The 17789-nt window shown below is 68.9% G+C and carries 14 protein-coding genes and 1 pseudogene; 9 read left to right on the plus strand and 6 right to left on the minus strand.

Annotated features, from left to right (window positions below; all coding sequences use genetic code 11):
- Both ABT186_RS41020 and ABT186_RS41025 read right to left on the minus strand, forming a co-directional pair.
- Positions 1-185: hypothetical protein (locus tag ABT186_RS41020; RefSeq protein ID WP_351929454.1), on the minus strand; the 185-nt coding region annotated here is incomplete at its 3' end.
- 237 nt (positions 186-422) lie between these two features.
- Positions 423-2042, minus strand: coding sequence for a TPM domain-containing protein (locus ABT186_RS41025; RefSeq protein ID WP_351929456.1), 1620 nt, complete (start codon positions 2040-2042; stop codon positions 423-425).
- 146 nt (positions 2043-2188) lie between these two features.
- Here ABT186_RS41025 and ABT186_RS41030 point away from each other — a divergent pair, with 146 nt between their 5' ends.
- On the plus strand, positions 2189-2494 hold the full coding sequence (locus ABT186_RS41030; RefSeq protein WP_351234548.1) for a hypothetical protein: 306 nt from the start codon (positions 2189-2191) through the stop codon (positions 2492-2494).
- Positions 2493-2678, plus strand: a pseudogene (locus ABT186_RS41035) (aminoglycoside phosphotransferase family protein); the annotation flags it as partial. The gene ABT186_RS41030 and the pseudogene ABT186_RS41035, both read left to right, overlap by 2 nt.
- Here ABT186_RS41035 and ABT186_RS41040 read toward each other — a convergent pair.
- The 4 genes from ABT186_RS41040 to ABT186_RS41055 are packed head-to-tail and all read right to left on the minus strand — an operon-like array spanning position 2653 to position 6539.
- On the minus strand, positions 2653-3429 hold the full coding sequence (locus ABT186_RS41040; protein WP_351234544.1) for a succinate dehydrogenase/fumarate reductase iron-sulfur subunit: 777 nt from the start codon (positions 3427-3429) through the stop codon (positions 2653-2655). The pseudogene ABT186_RS41035 and the gene ABT186_RS41040 overlap by 26 nt on opposite strands.
- Positions 3426-5375 carry a fumarate reductase/succinate dehydrogenase flavoprotein subunit gene (locus ABT186_RS41045; RefSeq protein WP_351929458.1) on the minus strand — a complete coding sequence of 650 codons (1950 nt, stop codon included), beginning with the start codon at positions 5373-5375 and terminating at the stop codon, positions 3426-3428. Before ABT186_RS41045 ends, ABT186_RS41040 begins: the two co-directional genes overlap by 4 nt.
- An 18-nt stretch (positions 5376-5393) precedes the next feature.
- Positions 5394-6230 (minus strand): succinate dehydrogenase subunit SdhC, encoded by an 837-nt coding sequence (sdhC, locus tag ABT186_RS41050; protein WP_351929460.1) that lies wholly within the window; start codon positions 6228-6230, stop codon positions 5394-5396.
- 18 nt (positions 6231-6248) lie between these two features.
- The gene (locus tag ABT186_RS41055; protein WP_351234538.1) at positions 6249-6539 is read right to left on the minus strand and encodes an Rv0250c family protein; all 291 of its coding nucleotides are present in this window, start codon (positions 6537-6539) and stop codon (positions 6249-6251) included.
- Positions 6540-6892: 353 nt separating this feature from the next.
- On the opposite strand from ABT186_RS41055, the gene ABT186_RS41060 reads away from it, so the two are divergent.
- The 7 genes from ABT186_RS41060 (at position 6893) to ABT186_RS41090 (ending at position 17649) form a co-directional block, all read left to right on the plus strand.
- A complete protein-coding gene (locus ABT186_RS41060) occupies positions 6893-9007 on the plus strand; it encodes an ABC transporter family substrate-binding protein (protein WP_351929461.1) in 2115 nt (704 codons plus the stop codon).
- 210 nt (positions 9008-9217) lie between these two features.
- The gene (gene typA / locus ABT186_RS41065) at positions 9218-11125 is read left to right on the plus strand and encodes a translational GTPase TypA (protein ID WP_351234534.1); all 1908 of its coding nucleotides are present in this window, start codon (positions 9218-9220) and stop codon (positions 11123-11125) included.
- Positions 11126-11794: 669 nt separating this feature from the next.
- Entirely contained in the window at positions 11795-13420 is a 1626-nt protein-coding gene (locus ABT186_RS41070) for a peptide ABC transporter substrate-binding protein (RefSeq protein WP_351234532.1), read from the plus strand.
- A 142-nt stretch (positions 13421-13562) separates the two neighbouring features.
- Positions 13563-14495, plus strand: a complete 933-nt coding sequence (locus ABT186_RS41075) for an ABC transporter permease (protein ID WP_351234530.1) — start codon at positions 13563-13565, stop codon at positions 14493-14495.
- The gene (locus ABT186_RS41080) at positions 14488-15438 is read left to right on the plus strand and encodes an ABC transporter permease (protein WP_351234528.1); all 951 of its coding nucleotides are present in this window, start codon (positions 14488-14490) and stop codon (positions 15436-15438) included. Before ABT186_RS41075 ends, ABT186_RS41080 begins: the two co-directional genes overlap by 8 nt.
- An 11-nt stretch (positions 15439-15449) precedes the next feature.
- Positions 15450-16508: an ABC transporter ATP-binding protein gene (locus ABT186_RS41085; RefSeq protein ID WP_351234526.1), complete on the plus strand. Its 1059-nt coding sequence runs from the start codon at positions 15450-15452 to the stop codon at positions 16506-16508.
- Positions 16501-17649 (plus strand): ABC transporter ATP-binding protein, encoded by a 1149-nt coding sequence (locus ABT186_RS41090; RefSeq protein ID WP_351234524.1) that lies wholly within the window; start codon positions 16501-16503, stop codon positions 17647-17649. The genes ABT186_RS41085 and ABT186_RS41090 overlap by 8 nt, the downstream gene beginning before the upstream one ends.
- Positions 17650-17789: the final 140 nt, after the last annotated feature.

Here is a 17789-nt window from a genome sequence, read left to right on the forward strand (position 1 = left end):
TTCGTCGTCCCGAACAGCTGCTCCGCCTCGGGCGCCTGGTAATACGCCCGCAGACCCTGGAACTTCTTGTCGACATCCTGACCCGTGGAGCGGATATGCGAGGCGTCCGCCTTCAGATCCCCGTAGTCCTTCTCCAACTGCTCCAGATTGCCCGTGAACTCCGGAATCTGCCCAGGATCGATCACGCCGAACGCACCCCCCGTATCGCCCCGTTCATCCCCCTGAGGAACGGGCCGCACGGGCGATCGGCCCACGGCCGCTCCTAGGGGACTTCATCCAACCCGATCAAAGTCCATATCATCACACAAGTCTCTCGGGGCTTCTGGTTCCCTCAATTGGCGATCCGTAACAGCAACTTGACCGTTCGGATGGCGGTAGTTGACCCGGGATCGGCTGCCGGGCAATGCGACGGCCCGGGAAGCTCACGGGCCTTCCGGGGGCGGGCTCTCCGGCCCTGTCGGGCGGAACAGTTCACCCTCGTCGCGCCGCCCCCGCGTGCCCGGTCCGCCATAGCTCGCGGGCCCGCCGTCGCCCGGGTGGCCCGGACCGTCGCCCCTGCGCCGGTGTTCGTCGAGGAGGATCCCGCCGAGTACGGCGCCGCCCGTCCACAGCCCGTCGCCGTACGGGGTCCCGTACGCCCGTACGTCCCGCTCGGCGAGCTGCCGGGCCTGCCGGGCGAGCGTGTCGGCCTCGCGGGCGTCGGCGAGGGCGTCGGCCGGGACCGGGGTGGGCGGTGCGTCGGTGTTCTCCGCCGCGCGCAGCCGCCGCTCCGCCTCCGACAGCCGGGTCCGGGCCTCATGGCCGACGGCACCGCGATGCGTGGTCACGTAGTCCGACGCGGTACGGACGGTACTGCGGGCGACGACAAGGACCCGTTGGAGCCGTCGGAGGGCGCGCGAGCCGTCCGGCACACGGTGCAGGGCCCGGTCCAGCCCGGCCGCCACCTCCTCGATCCGGCGCAGCGCACCGACGGGGCCGTACGTGGCCCCCACGCCGACCGGCTCCTCCCGCACCTCCGCCACCACCGACGCCCCGTGCGCGATCCGCCCCTGCAGATCCCCCCGCGCGCTCTCCGCCCCCAGGTGCTCGTGGGCCTCCCTCAGATCGGACTCCGTGTCGGTCAGGGCTGCCGGCAGCTGCTCCGTCGCGGCGGTCAGGTCGGAGGAGAAGCGGGCCACGCCGGCCACGAGGATCGTCGCCTGGTCGACGGCGGCCTCGGCCGCGCGCAGCTGGACCACCGCGGGCCCGGTCTCGCCCCGGTCCAGGGCCTGGCGTGACCCGTTGAGGGCCGTCGTGGCGAACACCAGCCGGTCCTTGGCCTGTTCGTCGTGGCCCGCAACCGGCAGATACACAGTCAGGGGATACCGTTCGCGCAGCGCGGCGAGGGTGCCGTCCGTGTCCGCCATCCGTCCCGCCAGCTCCCGGAACCGCGCCTCGGCACGTTCCAGCGCGTCCCGCGCGGTCCGCTCCAGCGCCCGTATCTGGTCGAACCCGGGCGCCTCCGCGTCCAGCCGCCGCCCGGCCGCCCCGCAGCGCGCGACGATCTCCTCCAGCAGCACCCGCGTCTCGCCCTCCCCGTCGTCGAGCCGCTGCCGGGCCCGGAACGCGGCGGTCAGTTCGGAAGCGGCGAACTCCACCGCCTCCGCGTACACCTCCACCGCCTCGTTCCCCAACTGCGCGGCGGTCGAGCGGAGTTCCTCCCGGCTCGTGCGCACACAGTCGTCGGTCTCGACGAGCAACCGCCCGGCCCGCCGGTCGAGTTCGTCCAGGGAGACCACGGTGGGCGCGCCCCCGCCGGGCGTCGTACGCGTCGCCACGCGCCGCCTGCGCCGCACCGACGCGTACGCCGTCGCGGCCACGGCGGCGAGCACGGCGACCAGCGGCAGTACCAGGTCGCCGGTGGAGGTCCGGTTCCGCGCGGCCCCGGCGGCCACCGCGAGGGCCACCGCCACCAGCACGGCCCCGCCCAGGACGGACGCCCTCCGCACGGCTGGGTACGCGGCGGCCCAGCGCGGCCGGCGTCGACGGTGGGGCGGGGTCACATTTCGGAGCGTATGACCGATTACGCCGCGCCGCGAGCGGGGTGCGCCCGATACGGCACCTCTTCGGCCGGATTCACAGGGAGGCCGGTCTCGCCGCCGGGAGAGGGCGGTGCCATGATCAGGGGCAACAGATCCCGGGGGGCTCGATGCTGCACGTCACCTCACTGATCGCCGTGTCGGTGGTCCTGGTCCTCTATGCCGTCGCGGGCGTCCTCGCCCTCACGACCGGCCGGATCGTGCGATGGCAGCGGGGACGCCTCGTACGGCCGCGGCTGTGGGGCGCCGGTGCCCTGCTGAGCTGCGCGGGGGTAGCGCTGTGGAGGTACGTCACCCCCACGGTGCACGACATGACCGCCCTTGACGTCCTCTTCGGCGGCGGCATGGTGCTCTTCCTTTCCGGCGTGCTGCTTCAGTTCCTCGGCCAGCGCGTCGGCCGCGTGCCGTCGGCGTGATGCCCTGCGCCCCGACGGCCTGGACGAGGACCGCCTGCGCCTGTACCGCCTGGCGATGCACCTCTCCCTCGTGGCGGGCCCGCTCCGCCTCCTGGAGGGCGACTTCCCCGAGCCGGAGCCGATGCGCGCGATCGCCGAGTACAACCTCGGACGGGCGCTCACCCTCCTGAAGGACGCCTTCTGATCTTCGACCCCAGCCACACCAGCGGGTCGTACTTGCGGTCGACCGCCCGTTCCTTCAGCGGGATCAGCGCATTGTCCGTGATCTTGATGCCCTCGGGGCACACCTCCGTGCAGCACTTGGTGATGTTGCAGTAGCCGAGGCCGTGTTCGTCCTGGGCCGTGCGTTTGCGGTCCAGGCCCGTCTCCTCCGCGGCGTCCAGAGGGTGCATATCCAGTTCCGCCACCCGCATCAGGAAGCGCGGGCCCGCGAACGCCTGCTTGTTCTCCTCGTGGTCGCGCACCACATGGCAGGTGTCCTGGCACAGGAAGCACTCGATGCACTTGCGGAACTCCTGCGAGCGGTCCACGTCCTCCTGCATCATGCGGTACTCGCCCGGGCCCAGATCGGCGGGCGGTACGAAGGAGGGGACCTCCCGGGCCTTGGCGTAGTTGAACCCCACGTCCGTCACCAGGTCGCGGATCACCGGGAAGGCGCGCAGCGGCGTCACGGTGATTGTCTCGTCCCGCTCGAACACGGACATCCGTGTCATGCACATCAGCCGCGGCCGCCCGTTGATCTCCGCGGAACACGAACCGCACTTGCCCGCCTTGCAGTTCCAGCGCACGGCGAGATCGGGCGCCTGCGTGGCCTGGAGACGGTGGATGATGTCCAGCACCACCTCGCCGTCGTTGACCTCGACCTTGAAGTCCTCCAGGCCGCCGCCCTGCGTATCGCCCCGCCACACCTTGAAGCGGGCCTCGTAGCTGCTCACTCGTAGAGCTCCTCTTCGGCGAGGTACTTGACCAGCTCCTCCTTCTCGAAGAGGGCGAGCAGGTCGGGGCGGATGGGTTCGGTGGTCTCGCGGGTGAGGGCGATCTGGCCGCGGACCGGGTCGGTCGCCGCCAGACCGCCCGTGGGGTCGGTCAGCCGGCACAGCAGATTCACGCGGCGCCACGTGCGGTCCATCGTCGGGAAGTCCTCGCGGGTGTGCCCGCCGCGCGACTCCGTGCGCTCCAGCGCGGCCCGCGCCACGCACTCGCTGACCAGCAGCATGTTCCGCAGGTCCAGGGCGAGGTGCCAGCCCGGGTTGAACTGGCGGTGTCCCTCGACGCCCGCCCTGCGCGCCCGTACCCGCAGGTCCGCCAGTTTCTTCAGCGCCTGCTGCATCTCCGACTCGCGGCGGATGATGCCGACCAGGTCGTTCATGGTCAGCTGGAGTTCCTGGTGGAGGGTGTACGGGTTCTCCGGCGGGCGGCTCGGCTCCTGGACGTCCTCGCCGGGCACCGGACCCTCGGCCGAGAACGGCCGCAGGGCCTCCGCCGCCGCCGAGTCCACCTGGTTGTCGTCCACGGCGGGGCGCTCGGCGAGTCCCGTCGCGTACTCGGCCGCGTGCAGACCCGCCCGCCGCCCGAACACCAGCAGGTCGGAGAGCGAGTTGCCGCCCAGCCGGTTGGAGCCGTGCATACCACCGGCCACCTCCCCGGCCGCGTACAGGCCCTCGACGCCCCGGGCCGCCGCCGTGTCCGAGTCGACCGCGATGCCGCCCATCACGTAGTGGCAGGTCGGCCCGACCTCCATGGGCTCGGCGGTGATGTCGACGTCCGCCAGCTCCTTGAACTGGTGGTACATCGACGGCAGCCGACGCCGGATGACCTCGGCCGGCATACGGGTCGACACATCGAGGAAGACGCCCCCGTGCGGGGAGCCGCGGCCCGCCTTCACCTCGGCGTTGATCGCGCGCGCGACCTCGTCACGGGGGAGCAGTTCGGGCGGGCGCCGGTTGTTGTCCGGGTCGTCGTACCAGCGGTCGCCCTCCTCCTCCGACTCGGCGTACTTCTCCTTGAAGACATCGGGGATGTAGTCGAACATGAACCGCTTGCCGTCGGAGTTCCTGAGCACCCCGCCGTCGCCGCGCACCGACTCGGTGACGAGGATGCCCTTCACCGACGGCGGCCAGACCATTCCCGTCGGATGGAACTGCACGAACTCCATGTTCAGCAGCGGCGCCCCGGCCAGCAGGGCCAGAGCGTGCCCGTCACCCGTGTACTCCCACGAGTTGGACGTCACCTTGAAGGACTTGCCGATGCCACCGGTCGCGATCACGACGGCGGGCGCTTCGAGGACGAAGAAACGGCCGGATTCGCGCTCGTACGCGAAGACCCCGGAGACGCGATCCCCCTCCTTGAGGATCCGGGTGACCGTGCACTCCTGGAAGACCTTCAGCCGGGACTCGTAGTCCCCGGTCTCCTTCTCGTCCTCCTGCTGGAGCGACACGATCTTCTGCTGGAGCGTCCGGATCAGCTCCAGGCCCGTACGGTCGCCGACGTGCGCGAGGCGCGGGTACTCATGTCCGCCGAAGTTGCGCTGGGAGATGCGCCCGTCCTTCGTACGGTCGAAGAGAGCGCCCCAGGTCTCCAGCTCCCAGACCCGGTCGGGTGCCTCGCGCGCGTGCAGCTCGGCCATCCGCCACTGGTTGAGGAACTTCCCGCCGCGCATGGTGTCGCGGAAGTGGACCTGCCAGTTGTCGTGCGGGTTGACGTTGCCCATCGCCGCCGCGATGCCGCCCTCGGCCATCACCGTGTGCGCCTTGCCGAACAGCGACTTGCAGATCACGGCCGTACGGGCGCCGCGCTCGCGGGCCTCGATGGCGGCCCGCAGGCCGGCGCCACCGGCACCGACCACGACGACGTCCCACTCCTGTCGTTCCACCACGGACATCAGTAGGCCCCACTCAATCTAGAAGAAGCGCGGATCGTCGAAGGCGCCGGACGCCAGCAGGTACACGTAGAAATCGGCGAGTGCCACGCTGATCAGCGATGCCCAGGCCAGCAGCATGTGACGGGCGTTGAGCCTGCTGATGAACTGCCACGTCCTGTAGCGCACGGGATTCTTGGAGAAGTGCTTGAGCTTGCCGCCCACGATGTGCCGGCAGGAGTGGCAGGAGAGCGTGTACGCCCAGATCAGCACGATGTTCACCAGGAAGACCAGGGTGCCGAGCCCCATATGGCCCCAGTGGTAGTGCTCGTCACGGAAGGAGAGCACGGTGTCGTACGTGAGGACGCCCGCCACGAGGAGTGCCGCGTAGAAGAAGTACCGGTGGATGTTCTGCAGGATCAGCGGGAAGCGGGTCTCGCCGGTGTACTTCTTGTGCGGTTCCGCAACCGCACAGGCCGGGGGCGACAGCCAGAAGCCGCGGTAGTAGGCCTTGCGGTAGTAGTAGCAGGTCAGGCGGAAGCCGAGCGGGAAGATCAGGATGATGATCGCCGGGGAGATGGCCCACCAGCTGCCGAAGAGGTCCGCGTTCGGTCCCGCGTGCATGGTCCGGCACCGCTCCGCCAGACAGGGCGAGTAGAACGGCGAGACGTACGGCGCGGCGTAGTAGTCGGCGTCGGCGAAGGCGCGCCAGGTCGAGTACACGACGAACGCCAGCAGCCCGGCGGCTGTGGCGGCCGGGGTCAGCCACCAGCGGTCGGTGCGCAGATGCGGCGCGGCGATCGCGGCGCGCGTACGGGTTCGTACGCCGCCGCCGGGCGGATGGGGTTCTGTGTCGGGAGGTTCCGTACCAGTGGCCAAGGAGAGCTCCGGTAAGGGTCAGGGGGCGTGCCGGTCACGGGCGCCGAGACCCTCGTCGTCCGAGTCCGTCCACAGGGTGTAGTCGTACGGCGTGTCGGAAATCGTGACGAGATCGGGTCGCCGGGCCGGGGCAGGGGCGGAGGCCGTCTCGCGCAGGAGCGCCACGCTCTCGCGCAGGTGGTCGGCGTCGGCGCGGACGCGGCGTATCTCGAGCCCGCCGCCGCCGATCTGCTGCTCGAGGCGCCCCACCGACCGGTAGAGGTCGTCGAGGCACCGCTGGACCGATATCAGTTCGTCTTGCACGGACATGACGTGACCTCACTTCCACGGGGCCTGCTGCCCAGGGCGGCTACGTTCACGCGCCTGCGAGTGTTGCGCGTCACACATGCCGCTGTGAAGGGACGTGCAGGGATTGGCCGACGCGTATGGGTGCGTGCGGCGTGCGTTTCGGCTGATGTTCCTGAGGTGTGCGCCCCCGGATGGCTCTCCGGGCGCGCCGTTGCGCCGCACGGGTGGGGTTCCCCGGGGTCGCCGCCGTGTCGCCGCATGCTGCTGAACCCTTTCCTCTTCAGTGGGCCCATACATCTGATCAGCTCCAAATACCGACAAACCAGATCATAACCCCCGCTCATCCGCGGAGCGGCTCCCCGGAGGTAGACGTGATGTCCCACGACGGCGTCGGACCACGCGCGGTGCTGCGCTCGGTCGCATTCCTCACCGCGGGGACCCTCGCGGTGCCCGTGCTCGCCGCGTGCAGCTCGGACGAGAAGGAGAACAAACCGGTCGCAGTCCAGGACATCGCCCCGGCCGCCCGCACCTTCGTGGCCGACGGCGGCACCCTGCGCTGGGCCGTCGACGCCCTGCCCGAGACCCTGAACACCTTCCAGTCCGACGCCGACGCCGCGACTTCCCGCATTGCGGGCGCCGTGCTGCCCTCGATGTTCCGGCTCGACGCGAACGGCCGCCCGCAGCGCAACGCCGACTTCCTGGAGTCCGCCAAGGTCGTGTCGACCGAGCCCCGGCAGGTCGTCGTCTACCGCCTCGACCAGCAGGCCGTCTGGAGCAACGGCCGGGAGATCGGCGCCGACGACTTCGCCGCCCAGTGGCGCGCCCTCTCGGGCAAGGACAGCGCCTACTGGACCGCCCGCAACGCCGGCTACGACCGCATCGAGAAGATCGAGCGTGGCGCGAACAACCTCGAGGTCAAGGTCACCTTCAGCAAGCCGTACGCCGACTGGAGGTCGCTGTTCTCGCCGCTGTACCCGAAGGACGTCACGGGCACTCCGGCCGGCTTCAACGACGGCGCGAGGAGACAGCTGAAGGTCACCGCCGGGCCGTTCTCCGTGCAGAAGGTCGACCACAAGGGCGGCGACGTCACCCTCACCCGTAATCCGCGCTGGTGGGGCCGTCCCACCAAGCTCTCCGAGATCGTCTTCGTGGCCGTCCCCCGCGACCAGCGGGCCACCGCGCTCGCCGACGGCAAGGTCGACATGGCGGAGGTCGACCCGGAGGATGCCGAGCGGATCACGCTCGCCGCCCACGGCGGGAACGGCCCCGCGGCGGGCGCGCCGGGCACCGAGGAGCAGTCGCTGCTGCGCGGCTTCGTGATCCGCAAGTCCCTGGAGCCCGCCTACACACAGCTCGCCCTGAACGGCTCCCGGGGCCCGCTCGCCGACGAGCGCGTGCGCCGGGCCGTGGCCCGCGCCCTGGACCGCAATGAACTGGCCGGACTGGTCCTCAGGCCGCTCGGGCTGCCCGTCGTGCCCGTCGGCAGCCATCTCGCGCTCTCCGGGCAGCCCGCGTACGAGGACAACAGCGGGGTGCTCGGCCGCCAGGACACCGCTCAGGCGCAGCAACTGCTGACCGAGGCGGGCTGGGTGCCCGGCGGGCCGGTCAAGGAGGAGAAGAAGGCCGAGAAGAAGGCCGAGAAGAAGGAGGAGAAAAAGAAGAAAACGGCCGGGTCCGAGGGACACAGGGCGGGGAGCGAGGACGGCTCGGGCGACGACGGGACGTACATCGTCGGCGAGGACAACAAGCCCGCCGCGCAGCAGGACCCCAGGGACCACTCGACGAGGCACCGGGGGCAGCACGACGAACAGGCCGGCAGGCCCGTCGACGGCGGGTTCCGGCAGGAGCACGGGCCGCACGGCGGAGCGCCGGGGGCGTACGCACCCAAGGGCACCGCCGCACCGGGGCCGGCCGCGGCCGGGGTGCTCGCCAAGGACGGCAAGCCGCTGGTGCTGCGGTTCGTGCTGCCGTCCGGGCCGGACTCAGGGGCCCTGCGGACCGTCGGCGACCGTATCGCGCGCATGCTGGAGAAGATCGGGATCCGCACGGAGATCACCAAGGTCCGCGACGCCGACTACTTCAAGGACCACATCGCGTCCGGGGACTACGACCTGGCGCTGTACACGTGGCCCGCGACCGCGTTTCCGGCGACCGACGCCCGGCCGATCTACGCCAAGCCGGTGCCGGCGGCGGACGGCTCGCTGAGCGTCGGGCAGAACTACACCCGGGTCGGCACCGACCAGGTGGACCAGCTCTTCGACCAGGCCATCGCCACGCTGGACGAGGACGAGGAGCGCGATCTGGTGCGCAGGGCCGACGCCCGCATCTGGGCCGCCGCCGGCTCGATCCCCCTCTACCAGCGTCCCCAGCTCATGGCCACCCGCCCCAACCTGGCCAACGCGGGAGCGTTCGGCTTCCAGACCCCGGTCTACGAGGACATGGGCTTCCTGAAGAAGGGGGCGAAGCCCTCGCCGAGCCCGTCGTCGTAGCCGTCGAGCCCCGGGGAGCGAGACCGACCCCGCCCAGCCCGGCACCGGGTGCGACACAACGAGCCCTGAGCTGCCCCAACGCAACCCGGCGAGCCCAAGCGGCAGGGCACCCGTACCATGGGGTGAGGCCGTGGCGTGTCAAGCCCGGCAGGGCGCGCGTACCGAGGACGTATGCGTAGCCGTCCTCACACTCCGGGAGTACGCCACATCATGGCCACGCGCCACGACATCCGCAACGTCGCCATCGTCGCCCACGTCGACCACGGCAAGACGACCATCGTCGACGGCATGCTGAAGCAGGCCGGTGCCTTCGCCGCCCACCAGCTCGAGCAGGTCGACGACCGGGTCATGGACTCGAACGACCTGGAGCGTGAGAAGGGCATCACGATCCTCGCCAAGAACACGGCGGTGAAGTACCACCCGAAGGACGGCGGGGACCCCATCACCATCAACATCATCGACACCCCCGGCCACGCCGACTTCGGCGGCGAGGTCGAGCGCGGTCTGTCGATGGTCGACGGCGTCGTGCTGCTCGTCGACGCGTCCGAGGGCCCGCTGCCGCAGACCCGTTTCGTTCTGCGCAAGGCGCTGCAGGCCCGCCTGCCCGTCATTCTCTGCATCAACAAGACGGACCGGCCCGACGCCCGTATCGACGAGGTCGTGAACGAGACGTACGACCTGTTCCTCGACCTGGACGCCGACGAGGAGCAGATCGAGTTCCCGATCGTCTACGCCTGCGGCCGCGACGGCATCGCCTCCCTCACCAAGCCGGACAACGGCACGGTCCCGGCCGACTCCACCAGCCTGGAGCCGTTCTTCTCGACGATCCTGGAGCACATCCCGGCCCCGACCTACGACGAGGAGGGCCCGCTCCAGGCGCACGTCACCAACCTGGACGCCGACAACTTCCTCGGCCGTATCGCGCTGCTCCGTGTCGAGCAGGGCGAGCTGCGCAAGGGCCAGACCGTCGCCTGGATCAAGCGCGACGGGTCGATCGGCAACGTGCGCATCAGCGAGCTGATGATGACCGAGGCCCTCACCCGTAAGCCCGCCGAGAAGGCCGGCCCGGGTGACATCTGCGCCGTCGCAGGCATCCCCGACATCATGATCGGCGAGACCCTGGCGGACCCCGAGAACCCGGTCGCGCTGCCGCTGATCACGGTCGACGAGCCCGCGATCTCCATGGTCATCGGTACGAACACCTCGCCGCTGGTCGGCAGGGGCGGCACCGGCAAGGGCGCCAACGCGAAGGCCACGGTCAAGGACCGCAAGGTCACCGCCCGCCAGGTCAAGGACCGTCTCGACCGCGAGCTGGTCGGTAACGTCAGCCTCCGGGTGCTGGACACCGAACGCCCGGACGCCTGGGAGGTCCAGGGCCGCGGTGAGCTGGCGCTGGCCATCCTGGTCGAGCAGATGCGCCGTGAGGGCTACGAGCTGACCGTCGGCAAGCCGCAGGTCGTCACCAAGGAGATCGACGGCAAGGTCCACGAGCCGTTCGAGCGGATGACGATCGACGTTCCCGAGGAGCACATGGGTGCGGTCACCCAGCTCATGGGCGTCCGCAAGGGCCGTATGGACAACATGTCCAACCACGGCTCCGGCTGGGTCCGCATGGAGTTCGTGGTCCCCTCCCGCGGCCTCATCGGCTTCCGCACCGAGTTCCTGACCCAGACCCGCGGCACGGGCATCGGCCACTCCATCCATGAGGGCTTCGAGCCCTGGGCCGGCCCCCTCCAGACCCGTAACAACGGCTCGCTGGTCGCCGACCGCACCGGCGCCGTCACCGCGTTCGCGATGACCAACCTCCAGGAGCGCGGCGTGCTTTTCGTCGAGCCGGGCACCGAGGTGTACGAGGGCATGATCGTCGGCGAGAACTCCCGCTCCGACGACATGGACGTCAACATCACCAAGGAGAAGAAGCTCACCAACATCCGGTCCGCCACGGCCGACATCGCCGAGTCGATCGTGCCGCCGCGCAAGCTGTCTCTTGAGCAGTCCCTGGAGTTCTGCCGTGACGACGAGTGCGTCGAGGTGACCCCGGAGGCCGTCCGCATCCGCAAGGTCGTCCTCGACCAGCGCGAGCGCGCCCGCGCCGCCAGCCGCGCCAAGCACAGCTGACGCCGGGCCACACCCGGTGGGGGCCGGGCACTCCGCGAGGCGGGGTGCCCGGCCCCCGTCGTGCGCCAGGGACCGGCCCCGTCGTTCACAGGGAAGCGATAGGGCCTCACAGGGAAGCGATAGGGAAAACCCTTGATTCCGGGCCGGAACCCGCACACACCGGCAGATCCGAACTAGTCTGCTGCACGCGTGCATTCTGGCCACGCCCGGCCGGTTCCTGATGAACATCCTTGGCGCGGGCGGGTGTTGACCCGAAACGGGACGACGCGCTCACCGTGTGCGTCCGTGCGTGGGTATGCCGACGGCGCCCCGCACGACAGCCACGTCAAACGCAACTCATTTTTCCCACCGGTGCGTCCGGTATGCGGACACTCGGGACCGATAGATGTGTAACAAGTCCGTTTCGGAGGGATCTTTCGTCAAACCCTTTGTCCGGATTTTGGAAGATGTACGCGCCAGGTGTGATCGAACCGAGACCTTGCGGGTGTGGTTAGGCCACTGCCCATGGCAGATAGTTAGGCGCGTAGAGCTCGGATCAACGGGTCATGCGCTGCAGGCGGCGCCGACTCACGAGCGCGGGGGGCACCTGATCATTTCAGGCACCGGTGACGGTGATGTGTCATGTGCCCCTCCATGCGGTGAACCAATGGACTCATGAGGAGGAGCCCCATGCGTGGTGCCAAGAGCGCCAAGTGGGTTGCGATAGCAGCGGTTGTGGCGCTGGGCGCGACGGCCTGCGGCGGCGGCAGCAGCGACAAGGGCAGCGACAGCAAGGCCGCGATCGACCCGAACGGCAAGTTCTCGATCGAGGTGGGCGAGCCGCAGAACCCGCTGCAGCCGGCCAACACCATGGAGTCCAACGGCAGCATCGTCGTCAAGTCGATCTTCTCGCAGCTCGTCGACTACGACGCCAACGGCAAGCTCGTCTACGTCAACGCCCAGTCGGTCGACTCGAAGGACAACAAGACCTTCACGGTCAAGCTGAAGCCGGGCTGGAAGTTCCACGACGGCACCCCCGTGACCGCCAGCTCCTACGTCAAGGCGTGGAACTGGGCCGCGGCCCCGGCGAACAAGCAGACCAACAGCTTCTGGTTCTCGGACATCCAGGGCTACGACGACGTCGCCCCCGCGAAGGGCAACCCCAAGGCCACGACGATGTCCGGTCTGAAGGTCGTCGACGACAACACCTTCACGATCACGCTGACCAAGCCGATCCCGTACTACACCTACAAGCTCGGCTACGAGGTCTTCTCGCCGCTGCCGGAGTCCTTCTACAAGGACCCGAAGGCCGCGGGCGAGCACCCGATCGGCAACGGCCCCTACAAGTTCGTCAGCTGGGACCACAAGAAGCAGATCCAGGTCGCCCGCTTCGACGACTACCAGGGACCGAACAAGGCCAAGAACGGCGGTGTGATCTTCAAGAACTACACCAGCCTCGAGACGGCCTACGAGGACCTGAAGTCCGGCAACGTCGACGTCCTGCGCCAGATCGCGCCCAAGGACCTGCCCGTCTACAAGACGGACCTCGGCGACCGCGCGGTGGACAAGGCCTACTCGGCGATCCAGACCATCGCCGTGGCCTACTACACCAAGCAGTGGAAGGGCATCAACCCGAAGGTCATCCAGGGCCTGTCGATGGCGATCGACCGCGACACCATCACCAAGACGGTCCTCAACGGCACCCGTGAGCCCGCAACCGGCTGGGTCGCCAAGGGTGTTCTGGGCTACCAGCCGAACGTCGCGGGTGACGTCACCACGTACAACCCGACGAAGGCCAAGGAACTCATCAAGGAGGGCGGCGGCGTTCCGGGCAACGCCATCTCCATCCAGTACAACGCGGACGGCGGCCACAAGGAGTGGGTGGAGGCGGTCTGCAACTCCATCACCAAGGCCACCGGCGTGAAGTGCACCGGCGACTCGAAGGCCGACTTCCAGGCCGACCTGAACGCGCGTGACGCGAAGCAGGTCAAGTCCCTGTACCGCTCGGGCTGGGTGCTGGACTACCCGTTCATCGCCAACTTCATCCGTGACCTGTACGGCTCGAAGTCGGACGGCAACCAGGGCGGCTTCTCCAACCCGGCGGTCGACCAGGCGATCGCCGCCGCCGACAGCGCGAGCTCGCTGGAGGACTCGGAGAAGAAGTACCAGGACATCGAGAAGCAGCTCGTCAACTACATGCCGAGCATTCCGCTCTGGTACTACAAGGTCAACGCGGGCTACTCGGCCAAGGTCACGGGCGTCGAGTACGCCCAGGACGGCGACCCGATCCTGACCGGCGTTCAGGTCAAGAAGTAACCGCAAACAGCCCGTTGTCCCGGGTGCGGCATCGCCGCAACCGGGACACGGCCGCGGCTGGGGGGCCCTTTCCACACGCATCCTTCGAGGGTGCGCGGGGAAAGGGCCCGTCGGCTGCCGCTGTATCTGACATGGAGGCACGATGGGGCGCTACGTCGCACGACGACTGCTCCAGATGATCCCGGTCTTCATCGGGACAACCCTGCTGATCTTCCTCATGGTGTACGCCCTGCCCGGTGACCCCGTACGAGGGCTGTTCGGCGACAAGGGCGGCAGCCCTCAGGTGATCGCCCAACTGAGACATCAGTACGGCCTGGACCAGCCGATCCTGGTCCAGTACTGGCACTACATGAAGGGCATGATCCTGCACGCCGACTTCGGCACGCAGATCGCCAGCGGCAGGCCCGTCACGGACGTGCTCGGTGACGCGTTCCCCGTCACCCTCCGTCTGGCCGGGCTGTCCTTCCTCATCGAGCTGGTGCTGGGCATCGCCCTGGGCATCGTGGCGGGCCTGCGCGCCGGACGTATCACGGACAACGCGATCCTGCTGGTCACCCTGCTGCTGATCTCGGTCCCGGTGTTCGTCCTCGGCTACATCCTCAAGGTCGTCTTCGCCTTCGACCTCAACTGGCTGCCGCCGAACGTCAACGACTCGACGAACTACAACGAGTTGCTGATGCCGGCCATCGTGCTGGCGACCGCGTCACTGGCGTATGTGACCCGGCTCACCCGTACGTCGATCGCCGAGAACCTGCGCGCCGACTACATCCGCACGGCCATCGCCAAGGGCCTGCCGAAGAGCCGCGTGGTGGGCGTCCACCTCATGCGCAACTCGATGATCCCCGTGATCACCTACCTGGGCACCGACATCGGTGCGCTGATGGGCGGCGCCGTCGTCACCGAGGGTCTGTTCAACATCCAGGGCATCGGAGGCACGATCGCTCAGTCGATCACGCGTCGCGAGGGCACCACGCTCGTCGGCCTGGTGACCATCCTCGTCCTTGTGTACCTCCTCGCCAACCTGCTCGTCGACCTGCTCTACGCGGTCCTTGACCCGAGGATTCGCTATGCCTGACGTGACCAAGACCGTCCCCGAGAGCGCTGCGGAGGAGGCGGCCGTCGCGGCGGCCGGCGGCCCGCTGCCCGAGACCAAGCCGGAGAAGACCCGCAGCCTGTGGGGCGACGCCTGGCAGGACCTGCGCCGCAGCTGGATCTTCATCGTCTCGGCGGTGCTGATCTTCGTACTGCTGCTGATCACCTTCTTCCCCGGGTGGTTCACCAGCGCCGACCCGACCTCGGGCGACCTGGCCAAGCACTTCCTGCAGCACCCCAAGCTCGGCAACCTCTTCTCCACGGACTGGCTGGGCTACGACCAGCAGGGCCGCAGCGTCTACGCCCGTGTCATCTACGGCACCCGGGCCTCCGTCGCCGTCGGCTTCGGGACGACCATCGCGGTGACGATCGTGGGTGGCCTGGTCGGCATGATCGCCGGGTACTTCGGCGGCATCGTCGACTCGGTGCTCTCGCGGCTGACCGACGTGTTCTTCGGCATCCCGTTCCTGCTCGGCACCATGGTCGTGCTCAACTCCTTCCAGGAGCGCACGACCTGGGTCGTCATCGGCGCGCTGAGCTTCTTCGGCTGGACGCAGATCGCCCGTGTGATGCGCGGCGCGGTGATCACCACCAAGCAGTCCGACTATGTGCACGCCGCCCAGGCCCTGGGCGCGAGCACCCCGCGCATCATGTTCCGGCACATCCTGCCGAACACGCTGGCACCGGTGATCGTCGTCGCCACCATCTCGCTCGGCATCTACATCTCCGCCGAGGCGACCCTGTCGTACCTGGGCCTCGGCCTGAGCGGCGTGTCGTGGGGCAACGACATCTCGGACGGCGGCAACCAGATCCGTGTGGCGCAGTGGATCATGCTGTACCCGTCGATCATGCTGATCATCACGGTGCTGGCATTCATCATGCTCGGTGAGGCGGTCCGCAACGCCCTCGACCCGAAGATGCGCTGAGGGAGGCGTACGTGACCACCATCGAAGAAGTCGTTCCCGTGCCCTCGCCGCGCGACGGCGGGACCGACGGCACCCCGCTCCTCGAAGTGCGCGACCTGCACGTCGAGTTCCACACCCGTGAGGGCGTGGTCAAGGCCGTCAACGGCGTCAACTACAGCGTGAACGCCGGTGAGACGCTCGCGGTGCTCGGTGAGTCGGGCTCCGGCAAGTCCGTCACCGCGCAGGCGATCATGGGCATCCTCGACATGCCGCCGGCGAAGATCCCCCAGGGGGAGATCCGCTTCCGCGGCCAGGACATGCTGACCATGTCCGGCGAGGAGCGCCGCAAGATCCGCGGACAGCGGATCGCCATGATCTTCCAGGACGCGCTCAGCTCGCTGAACCCGGTGCTGACCGTCGGCTACCAGCTCGGCGAGATGTTCCGCGTTCACCAGGGCATGTCCAAGAAGGACGCCAAGGCCAAGGCGATCGAGCTGATGGACCGGGTGAAGATCCCGGCCGCGGCGGCCCGCGTCAACGACTACCCGCACCAGTTCTCGGGCGGTATGCGTCAGCGCATCATGATCGCCATGGCGCTGGCGCTGGAGCCGGACCTGATCATCGCCGACGAGCCGACGACGGCCCTCGACGTGACGGTCCAGGCCCAGGTCATGGACCTGCTCGCGGACCTCCAGCGCGAGTACAACATGGGCCTGATCCTCATCACCCACGACCTGGGCGTCGTCGCCGACGTCGCGGACAAGATCGCGGTGATGTACGCGGGCCGGATCGTGGAGCGTGCCCCGGTCCACGAGCTGTACAAGCGTCCCGCGCACCCGTACACGCGGGGTCTGCTGGACTCGATCCCGCGCCTGGACCAGAAGGGCCAGGAGCTGTACGCGATCAAGGGTCTGCCGCCCAACCTGCTGCGCGTCCCGACCGGTTGCGCCTTCAACCCGCGCTGCCCCAAGGCCCAGGACGTGTGCCGTACCCAGGTCCCGGACCTGCTGCCGGTCACCGAGCAGGACGGCACCGAGCTGGTGGGCCGGGCCTCGGCGTGCCACTTCTGGAAGGAGACGATCCATGGCTGAGCTCAGCAAGAACGACGAGCAGCAGGACGCCACGCCGAACGTCTCCGACGTCGAGGTCGTGGACGCCCACTCCGAGGCGGAGGCGGTGGCCGCCATCGAGGCGCCCGTCGAACGCGGCGAGCCGATCCTGCAGGTCCGCAACCTGGTGAAGCACTTCCCGCTCACCCAGGGGATCCTGTTCAAGAAGCAGGTCGGCGCGGTCAAGGCCGTCGACGGTGTCTCCTTCGACCTGCACCAGGGCGAGACCCTGGGCATCGTGGGCGAGTCCGGCTGCGGCAAGTCGACGGTGGCCAAGCTCCTGATGAACCTGGAGCGGGTCACCGCGGGCGAGATCTTCTACAAGGGCCAGGACATCACCAAGCTGTCCGGACGCGCCCTGAAGGCCGTGCGCCGGAACATCCAGATGGTGTTCCAGGACCCGTACACCTCGCTCAACCCCCGTATGACGGTGGGCGACATCATCGGTGAGCCGTTCGAGATCCACCCGGAGGCGGCGCCGAAGGGTGACCGGCGGCGCAAGGTCCAGGAGCTGCTGGACGTCGTAGGCCTCAACCCCGAGTACATCAACCGCTACCCGCACCAGTTCTCGGGCGGTCAGCGTCAGCGCATCGGCATCGCCCGAGGCCTGGCGCTCAACCCCGAGATCATCATTTGCGACGAGCCGGTGTCGGCCCTGGACGTCTCCGTCCAGGCGCAGGTCATCAACCTGATGGAGCGACTGCAGGACGAGTTCAACCTGTCCTACATCTTCATCGCGCACGACCTGTCGATCGTCCGGCACATCTCGGACCGCGTGGGTGTGATGTACCTCGGCAAGATCGCCGAGATCGGCTCCGACGAGCAGATCTACGACCACCCGACGCACCCGTACACCCAGGCGCTGCTGTCGGCGGTCCCCGTACCGGACCCGGACGCCCGTGAGCACCGCGAGCGGATCATCCTGACGGGCGATGTGCCGTCCCCGGCCAACCCGCCGTCCGGCTGCCGCTTCCGCACCCGGTGCTGGAAGGCCCAGGACAAGTGCGCCGAGGAGGTCCCGATCCTCGCGATCCCCGAGCGCTTCAAGGGCTCGGACACCCCGGCGGCCCACGAGTCGGCCTGCCACTTCGCCGAGGAGAAGGACGTCGTCCACGCGGCGTGACGTCCCCTTGGGTTCGCTGTCCCGGTTCCCGGCACCTCGTCAGGTGCCGGGAACCGGGCTTTTCGGGGCCGGCTGCTCGGCCGGCTCGAGCACGCGGCCCGGCCGACACTCGAACGACCCGACGGGGCCGTCGTCGCCAC

The sequence above is a fragment of the Streptomyces sp. NPDC001634 genome (assembly GCF_040298185.1).
Taxonomy (GTDB): Bacteria; Actinomycetota; Actinomycetes; order Streptomycetales; family Streptomycetaceae; genus Streptomyces.